The following is a 15,391-nucleotide window of genomic DNA, read 5'->3' as shown; positions in this document are numbered from 1 at the left end:
ATTACCCGATTCTGATCAGAGGATTCCAGCGGTGTCCTCGAACCGCGGGTTGAGCACCGCACTGCGGAACTTGCCGGTGAGCTCGGCACTCTCCTGAGCCGACCGCCGGGTGAACAACGCAGTGCCGAGGCTGCCCCGATCGGCCCACGCACAGACGACCAGCGCCTTGCCGTCGGACCACCCGGTGCCACAACGCGTGTGCACGCCGCTCACGCCCAGGTCGTAGGCCTCGACGTCGCGGATCTGATAATCCGGGGTCAGATGGTCCAGCTCGGCCACGACATCGGCCTCCGGGGTGAGCCGCAGCCCGGTGGTCCCGAACAGGGTGACCCGCTTGCCGCTGCCGTCGGAATACAGCCCGGCGAACGGCGCCCCACCGAACAGGCTGACCCCCTGCAGATCCTCGGACAGCCGCTCGACGGCCTGCTGCCCGGCGGCGTCATCGCGCAGGCCCAGGTCGCCGACGGACTGCGGGAGCACGGCGGAGACCGGGTACTGCTGAGCGATCGGACCGAGGAAGTAATACGGGACGCCGCAGCAGCAGAGCGCGCTGAGCAGCGTGAACATGAGCAGCCGCCGGCCCCACCGGCGCTTGCGGCGCGGAGGTGGCAACGGCCTCGGCTGGGCCGGTGGCGCCTTGGGCTTGGCCGCCGGCAGGCCACGCGGGGGTGCGGTCGGCGGCCTGCCCCGCGGGGGTGCGGCCGGCGGTTGGGCGCGCGGGGGTGCGGCTGGTGGCTGGGTGCCGGGGGTCGCGCGTTGGACGTATTGCGGTGGGACCTCCGGGCGTGGCTGGACCGGGAGGCGGTTGGCCTGGTCCTTTTCGCGGCGCTTGCGCTTTCGCGCGGACTCCTTGGCGGGCGATGGGGCAGCGGCCGGCGGCGACGTGGGTGCGGCCGGTGGCATCGGGGCAGCCGGTGGCATCGGGGCAGGCGGCGGCGTCGCGGCGGGCTGCTGGGTCCAGGTCGGCTGCTGCGTCGAGGTGGGCTGCTGGGTCCACGCCTGTGGCTGAGCCGGCTGCGGGGGCCGTGGCGGGGTCGGCGCCGAGGTCTCCGGTCGACCGGTTGGCGGCGCTGGTGGGGTTGCCGACGGCGTCCAGCCTTGCGGCTGCGTACCGGGTGGCGGGTCGATCCGGGTCGGCGGGAGCAGGCCCGGGCCGTTGATCCTGGTCGGGGGCGGCGTGCCCGGCTGGTTGGCGGGGGTCGCTGGGGGATCGATGCGGGTGCGGGGCAGAGCTGCCGGGGGGTCGATGCGGGTGGGCGGCATAGCCTCCGGGAACGGCGCCAGGACGTCGATGGGGGTGTCGTGGTCGGCCCACGGGTCGACCGCCGGCATCGTGGGCCAGTCCTCGTCCGCGGCCCAGGGGTCGGCGGCCGGGAGCGGCCCGTCGTCCAGCGGCTCGCGGCGGCGCGACCAGCGAGACTTCCTCGGCACATGCGGCGGGACCGCGGCCGAACCGCTCCACCTGGCCGGAATGTCCGCGGTCGAGTTCTCCGGCGTCGCGCCCGGCCGCTCCTCGTCGGCGTGCCCAGCCGGGGTGGACACCTGCTTGTCCGAGGACAGGGCCGCTGTGGGTGCCAGCTCAGCCGCGGCCCGGGTGGCCCCGGATGCCTCGCCGGCCGAGGCCGTGGGCACGCCGGCTACCTCGCCCGCCGGGGCCGCGAGAGCTCCGGGTGGCTGGGCCGTGGGGGCGCTGGGTGCCTGCTCGGCGGCCGCGGGCATGGGGGTGGTGGCTGTCTGGTCGGCCGGCGGCCTGGCGGCTGTGGGTGCCTGGTCGGCCGGCAGCTGGGTGGTCGGAGGCGGGGTGGTCGGAGGCGGGGTGGCCGGGTTCTGGTCCGCGATGGTCGGCGGTTCGGGGCTGTCCTGGCCGGCCACCCGCGACTCCGCGTTGGCCGGGGGCTCCGCGGGCGTGGCTTCTCCCGTCGCGGCGTCTCCCGCAGCGGGCGTCTGGGCCGTGGGGCTCAGGTCGTTTTGGGCGGCTGCCGGGGACTGCGGGCGGGGGTCGGGGGCCGGCCGGGGGTCGCCCGTTTGCTCGTCGGTCATCCGGTGGTCTCCTCTCCCTGTCGGGGTCGTGGTGCTCTTGCCCAGGTTAGAGGCGGTGTGCCAGTTCATCACGGGCCTGGTCGCGGCGGTGATCGATCAGCGTGACATCGCGGAGGCCCGGAATCGGGCGAGAAACGTCGCGGAAAGACGGACAGAGGGGGCGATGTGCGGGACGGTGTGGAGTCGTATGGTGACCCGGTGGTGATCTGGACATGAATACGACTCAGAGACATGCCATCAGTGTCAGTGGCGTGCCGGACGGGCAGCCGATGCTGTTCGCGCACGGGTACGGCTGCGACCAGAATATGTGGCGGTTCGTCGCGCCCGAGTTCGACGGTACCCACCGCGTGGTGCTGTTCGACCACGTCGGGGCCGGGAAGTCCGACCTGCGGGCCTATGAGGCCGGTCGATACTCCAGCCTCGAGGGGTACGCGTCCGACGTCCTCGCGATCATCCACGACCTCGATCTGCGGGACGTGGTTTTCGTCGGGCACTCGGTCAGTGCCATGATCGGGGTGCTCGCCGCGATCCGGGAGCCCGAGCGGTTCGCGAAGCTGGTCATGATCGGACCCTCGCCGTGCTACATCGACGATGCCGGTTACGCCGGAGGGTTCGGCAAGGCCGACATCGAGGAGATGCTGGAGTCGCTGGACAGCAATTATCTGGGCTGGTCCAGTGCCATCGCCCCGGTGATCATGGGCAATCCGGACCGGCCCGAGCTCGGCGAGGAGCTCACCAACAGTTTCTGTGCCACCGATCCGGCGATCGCGAAGAAATTCGCGCACGTGACTTTCATGTCGGACAACCGACACGACCTGCCGAAACTGCGTACCCCCGCTTTGATCTTGCAGTGCACCGATGACGTGATCGCTCCGGCCGCGGTCGGCGCCTATGTTCACGAGCACCTGGAGGGGAGCACACTGGTGGCCATGAACGCGACCGGGCATTGTCCCAACCTGAGCGCGCCCGCCGAGACGGTTGCCGCGATCAAGGCGTATATCTGACAGCGATGACCGAAAACGGCGGTGATGGTCCGGAAGTGACGCAGGAGTTGCGCGTGCCCTGGGACGAGGATCCTGGCGATCTCTATGAGCACGCCCCGTGCGGATACCTGACGACATTACCCGACGGAACCATTGTCCGGGTCAATGAGACGTTTCTCGCCTGGACGGGCTACGACCGTTCCGCGCTCGTCGGGCGCCGCCGTTTCCGTGATCTGCTCAGCGCCGGCGGCAAGATCTATCACGAGACGCACTACGCGCCGCTGCTGACGATGCAGGACGACGTGCACGAGGTCGCCTTCGACGTGGTCTGTGCCGACGGCAAGCGACTGCCGACCCTGGTCAACTCGATCCTGGGGCGCGACCCGGACGGCCTGCCCCGGCTGATCCGCACCACGATCCTCAACGCGACCGAACGCCGGGGCTACGAGCAGGAGCTGCTGGCCGCGCGCCGCGCCGCGGAGGAGTCCGAGCTGCGGGTGCGGGCGCTGCAACAGGTGGTCGCCGATCTTTCCGCCGCGCCCAGCGCGCACGAGGTCGCCGCCGCGGTGGTGCGTGCCCCCGCCGCCGCCTTCGACGCGGCCAGCGCCAACGTGTGGCTCGTGGACCCCGACCGGGACCAGCTGACCGCGGTTGCCACCACCAACCCGACCGGGCCCGCCCGCGACGACATCCCCCGGGCCTCGTCGCGCCCCATCGCCGAGATCGCCCGGCACGGGGAGCTGCGCGTCGTCCGTACCGTCGAGGAAGCCGACCGGCACTTCCCGGAGCTGGCCGCGACCATGCGCCGCACCGGGTTCGCGACCGTCGTGCTGTTGCCGCTGACCGCCGGGTTCGCCGGTGAGGAGATCGGCGCCGAGGTGCTGGGCGTGCTCAGCTTCGGGTTCACCGAGGTGCGTCGGCTCAGCGACGCCGAGCTGAGCGTGGTGCGGCTGCTCGGGCACCAGGCCGGGCAGGCCCTCGACCGGGCCCGGCTCTACGACGACGCGCGCCGGCGGGAGACCCGGGCCGTCTTCCTCGCCGGAACCATGCGGGCGCTGGAGGAGGTGCCCCGGCTGATGCCCCGGGCCCGGACCCTCGTCGACCGGATGGTGCCGGAGATCGCCGAGTGGGCGGCCGTACGCCTGCAGATCGGGCCGGCCGGGCTGCTCGCCGACGCCGGTGGGCCCGCGCCCGACCCGGAACGCCTCGCCGAACGGGTCGCGCTGGTGGTCACCAACGGCAAGGCGGAGCTGACCGACAGCGGGCCCGACCCGGACTGCGCGGTGCTGCCGCTGACCGCGGGCGGCAAGGTGCTCGGCACCCTCGCGCTGCGGATGGCCCCGGGACGGCGCACCGCCGCGGCCGAGGCGGGATTCCTGCACGATCTGGCCGACCGGGCCGGGCTCGCCCTGGAGAACGCGCGGCTGTACGAGCAGGAGCGGGCCATAGCCCGTACCCTCCAGCGCAGTTTGCTCGCCGGTGACCTGCCCTCCGATCCGCGCTTCGCGGTCGAGACCCACTATCAGGCCGCGGCGCACGACCTGGAGGTCGGCGGCGACTGGTTCGACGCGTTCCTGATCACCCAGGACAAGCTCGCGGTCGTCGTCGGCGACGTGGTCGGCCGGGGCATCGACGCGGCCACGACCATGGGCCAGCTGCGCAGCGCGATCCGGGCGCTCGCCTCCGCCGAGGCCGGGCCGGCCCGGCTGCTCGAACGACTGGACCGCTTCGTCGACCGGGTCGAGTCGGCGCGGATGGCCACCGTCGCCTACGCCGAGATCGACCTCTCCACCAACGAGATGACGTACGCGTGTGCCGGGCACCTCCCGCCGCTGCTCACCCAGCCCGGCGGATCCCCGCGGTACCTCCTGGAGGGACGTTCCGGAGCGCTCGGCTCCCGGGCCGGCAAGATCGCCCGGGTCGAGCACCGCATCCAGCTGTCGCCCGGCAGCCGGCTGCTGCTGTACACCGACGGCCTCATCGAGCGCCGCAACCGGCGCATCGACAAGGGCTTCGAAGTGCTGGCCCGGACGTACGCGGGCCGGCGCGACTCGCCGTTGCCGGGTCTCACCGCCGGGCTCGCCGAGTCGCTCGTCGGCCGGGACCACGCCGACGACGTATGCCTGCTCTGTCTCTCCCTGGGCACCGAGGAGCGGCTGGAACGCTCGATCGGTGCCGACCCCATGCAGATCGCGCTGCTGCGCAAGGACCTGCGCGGCTGGCTGGTGTCGCACGACATCGACGAGGAGAGCACCCAGGCGGTGCTGCTGGCCTGCTCCGAGGCGGTCGCCAACGCCATCGAGCACGGTTACCGCAACGACCCGTTCGGCATCGTGGACGTGACCGCCACGGTCACCGCCGGTGCGGTCGAGGTCGAGGTCACCGATCGCGGCAACTGGAAGAACACCCCCGGCGGCAGCACTCGCGGCCGCGGGCTCAAGCTCATCCATCAGGTGATGGACCACGTGAACTTCGACCGTACGGAAGGGACCACGGTGACGATGCGGCGTACCCGCCGGGAGGCGCGATGACCGAGCAGTGGGTGACGTTCGCCAAAATGGGCACGGCCGACCTGGTCCGGCTCGCGGGTGAGATCGACCTGGCCAATGCCCCGGAGATCGGCCGTGAGATCGTGCGCCAGACCGGCCGCAGCGGCGCCGTGCTGATCGACCTGACCGCGGTCTCTTTCCTGGACAGCGCCGGGGTGCGGCTGCTCGACGCGCTCGTCGGAGACCTCGACGAGGCCGGCACCCCGATCCGGCTCGTGGTCGGCGAGACCGGGGCGGCCCGGATGACCCTGCAGCTGTGCGCGTTCCGCGACGACCTGCTGGCGACGGATCTGGAGCGGGCCGCGGACGAACTGGGCCGGTAGTCCGCGTACGCTGGATGCCCATGAGCGTCGAATCCGTCTTTCCTCAGCTCGAGCAGCTTCTGCCCCGGGTCAGCAAACCGATCCAGTACGTGGGTGGGGAGCTCGGTGCCGTCGTCAAGGACTGGGATTCCACCGCGGTCCGGTGGGCGCTCATGTACCCCGACGCGTACGAGGTCGGGCTGCCCAACCAGGGCGTCCAGATCCTCTACGAGGTGCTCAACGAGCAGCCCGACGTGCTGGCCGAGCGGACGTACGCGGTCTGGCCCGACCTCGAGACGCTGATGAAGGAAGTCGGCGTCCCGCAGTTCACGGTCGACGCGCACCGCCCGGTCCGGGCGTTCGACGTGCTCGGGTTGTCGTTCGCGACCGAGCTCGGTTACACCAACATGCTCTCCGCGCTCGACCTGGCCGGCATCCCGCTGAACAGCGCCGAGCGCACGGTCGAGGACCCGATCGTGCTCGCCGGCGGGCACGCGTCGTTCAACCCGGAGCCGATCGCCGACTTCATCGACGCCGCCGTGCTCGGTGACGGCGAGGAAGCGGTCCTGGAGATCACCGGGATCATCCGGGAGTGGAAGGCCGAGGGTTGCCCGGGCGGGCGCGACGAGCTGCTGCTGCGTCTCGCACGTACGGAGAGCATCTACGTGCCGCGCTTCTACGACGTCGAGTACCTCCCCGACGGCCGGATCCAGCGGGTCGTACCCAACCGCCCGGACGTGCCGTTCCGGGTCAACAAGCGCACGACCATGGATCTCGACGCCTGGCCGTACCCGAAGAAGCCGTTGGTCCCGCTCGCCGAGACGGTCCACGAGCGGTATGCCGTGGAGATCTTCCGCGGCTGCACCCGGGGCTGCCGCTTCTGCCAGGCCGGCATGATCACCCGCCCGGTGCGGGAGCGCTCGATCACCACGGTCGGCCAGATGGTCAAGGAGGGGCTGGAGTATTCCGGTTACTCCGAGGTCGGCCTGCTGTCGCTGTCCAGCGCCGACCACTCCGAGATCGGTGACATGTGCTCCGGGCTGGCCGAGCAGTACGCCGACACCAATGTGTCGCTGTCGCTGCCGTCGACCCGGGTGGACGCGTTCAACATCGACCTGGCGCAGGAGCTGTCCCGCAACGGTCGCCGGACCGGACTGACGTTCGCCCCCGAGGGCGGCTCGGAACGGATCCGCAAGGTCATCAACAAGATGGTGACCGAGGAGGACCTGATCCGGACGGTCGTCACGGCGTACTCCAACGGCTGGCGGCAGGTGAAGCTCTACTTCATGTGCGGTCTGCCCACCGAGACCGACGACGACGTGCTGCAGATCGCCCGGATGGCGCACGAGGTCATCAAGGCCGGCCGGATCGCCGCGGGCACCAAGGACATCCGCTGCACGGTGTCGATCGGCGGGTTCGTGCCCAAGCCGCACACCCCGTTCCAGTGGGCGCCGATGGAGCGCCCGGAGGTCATCGACAGCCGGCTCCGGATGCTCAAGCAGGAGATCAACAGCGACCGGTCGCTCGGCCGCGCGATCGGCTACCGGTACCACGACGGTGAGCCGTCGCTGATCGAAGGCCTGCTGTCGCGCGGCGACCGCCGGGTCGGCAAGGTCATCAAGCGGGCCTGGGACAAGGGCCAGCGCTTCGACGGCTGGTCCGAGCACTTCTCGTACACCCGGTGGGTCGAGTCCGCCGCCGAGGTCCTGCCGGAGTTCGGTATCGACCTCGACTGGTACACCACCCGCGAGCGCGATCAGCTCGAGGTCCTGCCCTGGGACCACCTGGACTCGGGCCTCGACAAGGATTGGCTCTGGCAGGACTGGCAGGACTCCAAGAGCGAGTACGAGCAGGACGACTGCCGCTGGACCCCGTGCTTCGACTGCGGTGTCTGCCCGTCGATGGACACCGACATCCAGATCGGCCCCACCGGTAAGAAGCTGCTTCCGTTGACCCCGGTCAGCGGCCTGCGCGTGCCTGCCGTCACCGCCGGTCACACCCACTAGCTCAGAAGGAACGAGCCATCGCCAAGAACCAGCCGGTCGGCGGTCAGGCCCCGGTCGTCCAGCGCATCCGCCTCCGCTACGCGAAGCGCGGACCGCTGCGCTTCACCTCGCACCGGGACTTCGCCCGGGCCTTCGAGCGCTCCCTGCAGCGGGCCCGGGTGCCCATCGCGTTCTCCCAGGGCTTCACCCCCCACCCCAAGATCTCGTACGCGAGTGCGGCGCCGACCGGTGTCGGCAGCGAGGCGGAATACCTGGAGATCGGGCTGCAGACCGTGGTCGACCCGGATCAGCTCCGGGTCGCCCTGGACGCGGCGCTCTCACCCGGGCTCGACGTGCTCGACGCAGTCGTCGCGATCGAGGGCAACGGCAGCCTCGCCGACCGGATCGACGCCTCGCGGTGGCGCATCGAGCTGCCGCAGATCGAGTCCGACGTGGCGGAAAAAGCCGTCGAGGCGTTTCTCGCGGCCACCGAAGTGCCCGTCGAACGGATGACCAAGCAGGGCAAACGCACGTTCGACGCCCGGAATCCGGTTGCGTATCTGGCTGTGACCAAGGAGTCTGCGGCACCTTCCGGGGCCAACGCGGCACCGTGTGCGATAATCGACCTTGTCGTGCGGCAGGTCACTCCCGCCGTTCGGCCCGATGACGTCCTGTCCGGTCTGCGTGTGGTGGCCGGCCTGGAGCCGCCGGTACCCGCACGGGTCACCCGGCTGGCCCAGGGCTCGCTCACCCCCCAGGGGGAGATCGTCGATCCGTTGGACGCGGATCGCGTGGACGCCACCATCGGAGGGCGCTAGCCGGTTCGGTCGGCGCCCGCGTTGGCAGACTTCGGCATCCCGTCCGATGAGGGCCGGGACCGAAAAACTTGCGGCGACCCTGCGTGGCAGCGCTCACCCGCGCCCGGGGCCGCCAGAACTGGAGAGCGCCCCATGCTCGAAAACGAGCCCCCGAACCTGGGAAATGAGGGCGGTGAGCGGGAAGAGGGCACTACTCCTCCTCCCGTCGATGCCGCCGAAGCCGCACCCGTGCGCCGCACCCGTGCTCCCCGCCGGAAGGCGGCTGCTCCGGCGGCCGCCGCCGCGGTTCCCGGCGAAACGCCCGGGGCCGAATCCGGTCCCGGCGACCCCGCCGCGACCGATGCCGCCGCCGCTCCGGCCGGTGCTGACCCGGCTGCTGCTCCGGCTGCCGGTGCTCCCGCTTCTGCTACCGGCGATGGCGCCGGTGACGGTGCCGGTGAGGCCGCTCCGGTCGCGCCGGTCAAGGCGACCCGGAGCCGGGCACGCAAGAAGGCCGTCCCGGCCGCTGCCCCGTCCGTCGCCGAGGATCCCGCCGCTGTGGTGGAGAGCCTGCTCAGTGACGCCGAGCCGGTCGTTCCGGTGAAGGCGGCCCGGAGCCGGGCCCGCAAGAAGGCGGCCCCGGCCGCTGCCGCCCCGGTGGCGGAAACCGAGACTTCGGCGGCTGAGACCGCCACGCCCGACACCACGGCCGATCCGGTGGCCTCGTCCCCGGTGGCCTCGTCTTCCCCGGTGGCCTCGTCGTCCTCGTCTTCGGTGGCTGAGTCGCCCGTCGCTGAGTCGCCGGTGGCTTCGTCGCCGGTAGCTTCTTCCCCGGAGGCTTCTTCCCCGGAGGGTTCGTCTTCGGGGCTCGAGGCCCCGCTGAGCGCTGTGCCTGCTGAGGACGAGCCCGCCGTGGACGCCGAGGAGGACGAAACCGCCGCCGGGATCGCTCCGGTGCCGGTCATCGCCGTGCTGCCGCTCGACGGCGACATCATCGCCGAGGACACCGCCCCGCGGACCCGCCGCCGCAAGGCCGCGCTGCCGCCGGCCGTGCTGTTCATGCCGCCGGACCCGGACGCCGAGCCCGCACCGGTTGCCCGGCGTGCTCGTCGTGGTGCGACCGCCGCCCCCGTGGCCGAGCCGGTCGCCGAGGTCGAGAGCGTGACTGTCGCCCCCGAACCTGTCGAGATCGCTGCCGAGGAGCCCGCCGAGGGTGCCCGCCGGAGCCGCCGCCGGCGCCGGGGTGCCGCCGCCGAGGCCGAGGAAGCCGTCGTCGCCGAGGTTGCCGAGCCGGCCGTGCTCGAGGAGGCCGACGAGAGCTCCGACGACGTCGAGGACGGTATCGAGGACGAGCTGGACGAGGACGGCAACAGCCGTCGCCGGCGCCGTCGTGGCCGTCGTGGCCGCGGCCGGGGCAAGGGCCCGTCCGACGAGGGTGACGACGAGGTCGCCGAGACCGACGCCGAGGAGTCCCCGGAGAACGAGGCCGACGCCGAGACCGAGGAGGACGAGAGCGACGAGGGAGACGGCGTCACCCGTCGTCGCCGTCGTCGCCGTCGCAAGGGGTCGGGTGACACCGAGACCGGTGGTGTCGAGGACGGCGTGCACACCGTCGTGCGGGTGCGCGAACCACGTCGTACCAGCGATGAAGTTCAGGGTGTGTCCGGCTCGACCCGGCTCGAAGCGAAGCGGCAGCGCCGGCGCGACGGCCGTGAGCAGCGGCGCACCCGGCCGCCGATCCTGAGCGAGTCGGAGTTCCTGGCCCGTCGCGAGGCGGTCGACCGGGTCATGATCGTGCGGCAGAAGCCGGACCGGACCCAGATCGCCGTGCTCGAGGACGGCATCCTGGTCGAGCACTACGTGTCGCGGACCACGTCCGGGACCATGGTCGGCAACGTCTACCTCGGCAAGGTGCAGAACGTGCTGCCGAGCATGGAGGCGGCGTTCGTCGACGTCGGCCGGGGCCGCAACGCGGTGCTGTACGCCGGCGAGGTCAACTGGGACGCCACCGGTCTGGAGGGCCGCTCCCGCTCGATCGAGCAGGCGCTGCGCTCCGGCGACTCGGTGCTGGTCCAGGTCACCAAGGACCCGATGGGTCACAAGGGTGCCCGGCTGAGCAGCCACATCGCGCTCTCCGGCCGCCACCTGGTGTACGTGCCGAACGGCAACGCCTCCGGGATCAGCCGCAAGCTGCCCGACAACGAGCGCAAGCGCCTGCGTGACGTGCTGAAGAAGCTCGTCCCGGACGGTGCCGGTGTGATCGTGCGCACGGCCGCCGAGGGCGCCAGCGAGGACGAGCTCGCCCGTGACGTCAAGCGGCTGCAGGCGCAGTGGGAGGACATCCAGGCCAAGGCTGCCGAGGGGCACGCGCCCGCCGCGCTCTCCGAGGAGCCCGACCTGGTGATCCGGGTCGTCCGGGACCTCTTCAACGAGGACTTCCGGGACCTGATCGTGCAGGGTGAGCAGGCGTACGACGAGATCGAGGACTACCTCGAGTCGGTGTCGCCCGACCTGATCGACCGGCTGCACCGGCACGTGGGCGTCAACGACGTCTTCGCCGAGAAGCGGATCGACGAGCAGATCCTCAAGGGCCTGGACCGCAAGGTCTTCCTGCCCTCCGGTGGTCACCTCGTCATCGACCGCACCGAGGCGATGACGGTGGTCGACGTCAACACCGGTAAGTACACCGGTGCCGGCGGCAACCTCGAGGAGACGGTCACCCGTAACAACCTCGAGGCGGCCGAGGAGATCGTGCGGCAGCTGCGCCTGCGTGACCTCGGTGGCATCGTGGTGATCGACTTCATCGACATGGTGCTGGAGAGCAACCGCGAACTGGTGCTGCGCCGGCTCACCGAGTGCCTCGGCCGGGACCGGACGAAGCACCAGGTCACCGAGATCACCTCGCTGGGCCTGGTCCAGATGACGCGTAAGCGCATCGGTGCCGGCCTGCTCGAGGCGTTCAGCGAGACCTGTGACCACTGCAAGGGCCGCGGTGTGGTGATCCACACCGAGCCGGTGCAGGAGAAGCGCCCGGTCGGTGCGGCCAGCAGCCAGGTCAAGGCGGTCGCCGCGGCGGCACGGACCGAGGCCCCGCCGGTGCAGCAGCAGGCGAGCACGAAGTCCCGGCGGCGGCGCGGTGGCAACAGCGACCAGCCGCAGGCCGAGGCCCCTGCGGTGATCGAGGCTCCGGCGGTGATCGAGGCTCCGGCCCCGATCGAGGCTCCCGCTTCCGTTGTCGCGCCGGCCGTTGTCGCGCCGGCCGAGGTCGTGGCGGACGTGCCGGCGGACCTGACCCGGGAGGATCCCGCGGCCGAGACCGCCGGGATCCCGCCGCAGGAGCCGGTCCGGCCGAGCGTGGCCGGGTCGGGCGTGATCACCCGGGCGCCCGCGGCGGTCAGCACGAGCGACGACGCGGACGAGTACGACATCAGCGGTTACGACCTCTCCCGGTACGAGGCGAACGGGACCTCGTACCCGGAGGAGCCTCTGCGGTTGACCGGCACCGACGACCCTGACGCCGCCGGTGACGAGGAAGAGGATGACGAGGACGAGCCGGTGGGCGCGGGAGCGGGTGGCCGGCGACGGTCCCGGCGCGGCGGCCAGCGACGGCGTACCCGGCCCTGACATATCGCGTGTGATCCGGGCGGTTCCGGCGGGTTTTACCTGCTGGGGCCGCCCGGTCCATGTCCGGGGATCAATGTCGGCTACCCTCGGGGCTTCCCCGCTCATCCCCCCTCTACGAGGAGCCCGGAACCCATGCGACGCCTCCTGTGCGTGACCGCACTACTCCTGCTCAGTGCCTGTTCGTCCCCTTCCGAGGACGCTGCCGCCCCCACGGCCGCTCCATCCCAGGCCCAAGCCGCCCCGGCGGCCTCCACCGCTCCCACCGCACCCGGCTCCTCCTCGGCGTCCGCGGCGGCTCCGGACGCTCCGGCGGCCAGTGGTGACGCCGCTCTCAAGAACGACACCGACGCCATCTGCACCCAGGCGTCGAAGACGAGCGCCGCCGCCGGCAAGACGTTCGCCGCGGACATCAAGCTGCTCATCGAGGCCGAGAGCGGCAAGGACGCCGCCTCGATCGGTCAGGCGCAGGGCAAGACCGCGCGTGACGTGGACAACTTCTCGTTCGCGCTGGTGGACATGGCCAACCTCGCGTCGGACCCGGAGCTGAAGACGGTCCTGTCCGAGATGGCCAAGGAAGTTGCCTCGCTCAAGGGTGACGTGCGTAAACTGGACGCGGAGAAGCTGGCCGGGCTGCAGGAAAGCCTGGCCAAGGTCTGTGGCACCGCCTAGTTTCTTCTCCGGAACCGGCTGAGCTGCTCCCGGTTTGGGTGCCACGCCACTGATGAAGTACGCTGTCTAACGGCGCTTTTTCATGCGTCGTGTTCCCGTGCGCGGGCCCTCCAGCAGTGGATGGTTCAGCGCCGGGGACCAGCTACATCCGCCAAGCAGTGCATTTCCGCTGCGCAAGTCTCAGGGAGTCCGCGTCTATGTACGCGATCGTCAAGACCGGCGGCAAGCAGTACAAGGTTGCCGAGGGCGACGTGATCGAGGTTGAGAAGCTCGCGGGTGTGCCCGGCGACTCGCTGAGCCTCGCCGCGGTCCTCCTCGTCGACGGTGACAACCTGGTGACCGACGCGGCCAAGCTTGCCAACGTTACGGTGTCCGGCGAGATCGCCGAGCACACCAAGGGCCCGAAGATTCGGATCCACAAGTTCAAGAACAAGACCGGTTACCACAAGCGCCAGGGGCACCGCCAGCCGCTGACGCTCGTCAAGGTCACCGGTATCTCCAACAAGAAGTAGGGACGAACCGCCATGGCTCACAAAAAGGGTGCATCCAGCTCTCGCAACGGCCGTGACTCCGCCGCCCAGCGGCTCGGAGTGAAGCGGTTCGGTGGCGAGCTCGTCAAGGCCGGCGAGATCATTCTCCGCCAGCGTGGCACGAAGTTCCACCCGGGCGACCTCGTCGGCCGCGGTGGCGACGACACGCTGTTCGCGCTCGCCGCGGGCAACGTGCTCTTCGGTCACACGCGTGGTCGCAAGACCATCAGCATCGTGCCGGTCGCCACGGCGACCGCAGCCAGCTAAGCAGGCTGCACCAGCACCAAGCGTGACAGCGGGCCGCGGACCTTCTGAGGTCCTCGGCCCGCTGCCGTATTTACCGGGCGTTCTCCTTCCGAGGACGACCGCGTTCGAAGTGGGAGAACCGAAGTGGCTACGTTCGTCGACCGGGTCGTACTGCACCTGCAGGCTGGGGACGGTGGCCACGGCTGTGTCTCCGTACGCCGGGAGAAGTTCAAGCCGCTCGGCGGCCCCGACGGCGGCGACGGGGGGCACGGCGGCAGCGTCACGCTCGTCGTCGACTCGCAGCAGAACACCCTGCTCGACTTCCACTTCCGCCCGCACGTCAAGGCGCAGAACGGCGCCGGTGGCGCCGGTGCCAACCGTGACGGCGGCAACGGCAGCGGACTGACCCTCAAGGTCCCCGACGGCACGGTGGTGATGACCCCCGAGGGTGAGGTCATCGCCGACCTGATCGGCGAGGGCACCGAGTTCGAGGTGGCCCGGGGCGGCCGCGGCGGCCGGGGCAACGCCTCGCTGGCCAACAGCCGCCGCAAGGTTCCCGGCTTTGCCGAGCTCGGCGAGCCCGGCGACCAGCTGGACGTCGTGCTCGAGCTCAAGAGCGTCGCCGACGTCGGCCTGGTGGGCTTCCCGTCGGCCGGCAAGTCGTCGCTGATCTCGGTGATCTCCGCGGCCAAGCCGAAGATCGCCGATTACCCGTTCACCACGCTGGTGCCCAACCTCGGTGTCGTGCAGGCCGGTGAGAAGGTCATCACGGTCGCCGACGTGCCGGGGCTGATCCCGGGCGCCGCCACCGGCAAGGGCCTGGGCCTGGAGTTCCTGCGCCACATCGAGCGCACCTCGGTGCTGCTGCACGTGCTGGACGCCGCCGCGCTCGAGGTCGAGCGGGATCCGATCGCCGACCTGGACGCCATCGAGGCGGAGCTCGAGGCGTACGGCGGCCTCGAGGACCGGCCGCGGATGGTCGTGCTCAACAAGGTCGACATCCCGGACGGCCGGGACCTCGCCGAGATGGTCCGCCCCGACCTCGAGGCGCGCGGTTACCAGGTGTTCGAGGTCAGCGCGGTCACCCGCGAGGGCCTCAAGGAGCTTGTCTTCGCGCTCGCCGAGATGGTGGAGACCCACCGCCTCGCCGCCCCGCCGATCGAGCCCAGCCGGGCGATCGTGCGTCCCCGCGCGGTCGACGAGAAGGGCTTCACGATCGAGAAGGAGGACGGCGTCTACGTCGTCCGCGGCCCGCAGGTCGAGCGCTGGATCATGCAGACCAACTTCGACAACGACGAGGCCGTCGGCTACCTGTCGGACCGCCTGGACCGCCTCGGCGTGGAGGCCGCGCTGGCCAAGAAGGGCGCGCAGGCCGGCGACGCGGTGCGTATCGCCACCCGCGAGTTCGACTGGCAGCCCAACGCCGGTGAGTACGTCTCGGGCCCGCGTGGCACGGACGCCCGCCTCGAGGAAGACATCAACCGGGCCACCGCCGCCCAGCGTCTCGCCGCCCGTAAGGGCCGCCGGGTCCGCTCGGAGGACGAGCTGCTGCACATGTCCGAGGACGGCACGGTCTCGACGATCGCCATGTCCCGCAAGCCGGTCCTGATGGAGGACGAGGACCTCGACGGGGAGTGATCGGTTCCCGGCCAGCTTCCGGCAACCC

11 protein-coding genes are annotated in these 15,391 nt (G+C 71.0%); 10 read left to right on the top strand and 1 reads right to left on the bottom strand.

Features of this window, described 5'->3' with window-relative positions; translation table 11 throughout:
• Positions 1-15: 15 nt before the first annotated feature.
• Entirely contained in the window at positions 16-2,040 is a 2,025-nt protein-coding gene (locus tag ACIA6A_RS41120) for a hypothetical protein (protein ID WP_396103586.1), read from the bottom strand.
• Positions 2,041-2,252: 212 nt separating this feature from the next.
• On the opposite strand from ACIA6A_RS41120, the gene ACIA6A_RS41115 reads away from it, so the two are divergent.
• From ACIA6A_RS41115 to obgE, 10 genes are all read left to right on the top strand, one after another.
• Positions 2,253-3,044 (top strand): alpha/beta fold hydrolase, encoded by a 792-nt coding sequence (locus tag ACIA6A_RS41115; RefSeq protein ID WP_396103585.1) that lies wholly within the window; start codon positions 2,253-2,255, stop codon positions 3,042-3,044.
• Between the two features lie 35 nt (positions 3,045-3,079).
• Complete coding sequence (locus ACIA6A_RS41110) at positions 3,080-5,554, top strand: SpoIIE family protein phosphatase (RefSeq protein ID WP_396103584.1); 2,475 nt, start codon at positions 3,080-3,082, stop codon at positions 5,552-5,554.
• Positions 5,551-5,895, top strand: coding sequence for an STAS domain-containing protein (locus tag ACIA6A_RS41105; protein ID WP_396103583.1), 345 nt, complete (start codon positions 5,551-5,553; stop codon positions 5,893-5,895). Before ACIA6A_RS41110 ends, ACIA6A_RS41105 begins: the two co-directional genes overlap by 4 nt.
• A 20-nt stretch (positions 5,896-5,915) precedes the next feature.
• On the top strand, positions 5,916-7,880 hold the full coding sequence (locus ACIA6A_RS41100) for a TIGR03960 family B12-binding radical SAM protein (protein WP_396103582.1): 1,965 nt from the start codon (positions 5,916-5,918) through the stop codon (positions 7,878-7,880).
• Positions 7,881-7,945: 65 nt separating this feature from the next.
• On the top strand, positions 7,946-8,677 hold the full coding sequence (locus tag ACIA6A_RS41095) for a TIGR03936 family radical SAM-associated protein (RefSeq protein WP_396103598.1): 732 nt from the start codon (positions 7,946-7,948) through the stop codon (positions 8,675-8,677).
• Between the two features lie 132 nt (positions 8,678-8,809).
• The gene (locus ACIA6A_RS41090) at positions 8,810-12,280 is read left to right on the top strand and encodes an Rne/Rng family ribonuclease (RefSeq protein WP_396103581.1); all 3,471 of its coding nucleotides are present in this window, start codon (positions 8,810-8,812) and stop codon (positions 12,278-12,280) included.
• A 132-nt stretch (positions 12,281-12,412) separates the two neighbouring features.
• Positions 12,413-12,949: a hypothetical protein gene (locus tag ACIA6A_RS41085; RefSeq protein ID WP_396103580.1), complete on the top strand. Its 537-nt coding sequence runs from the start codon at positions 12,413-12,415 to the stop codon at positions 12,947-12,949.
• A gap of 197 nt (positions 12,950-13,146) precedes the next feature.
• Positions 13,147-13,461, top strand: coding sequence for a 50S ribosomal protein L21 (gene rplU, locus ACIA6A_RS41080; protein WP_396103579.1), 315 nt, complete (start codon positions 13,147-13,149; stop codon positions 13,459-13,461).
• Between the two features lie 12 nt (positions 13,462-13,473).
• A complete protein-coding gene (gene rpmA / locus ACIA6A_RS41075) occupies positions 13,474-13,746 on the top strand; it encodes a 50S ribosomal protein L27 (RefSeq protein WP_396103578.1) in 273 nt (90 codons plus the stop codon).
• A gap of 123 nt (positions 13,747-13,869) precedes the next feature.
• A complete protein-coding gene (obgE, locus tag ACIA6A_RS41070) occupies positions 13,870-15,363 on the top strand; it encodes a GTPase ObgE (protein WP_396103577.1) in 1,494 nt (497 codons plus the stop codon).
• Positions 15,364-15,391: the final 28 nt, after the last annotated feature.

This window comes from Actinoplanes sp. NPDC051494, from assembly GCF_044454705.1.
Lineage (GTDB): Bacteria > Actinomycetota > Actinomycetes > Mycobacteriales > Micromonosporaceae > Actinoplanes.
Note: the sequence above shows the minus strand (reverse complement) of the source record. Positions and strands in the feature narration are given on the sequence as shown.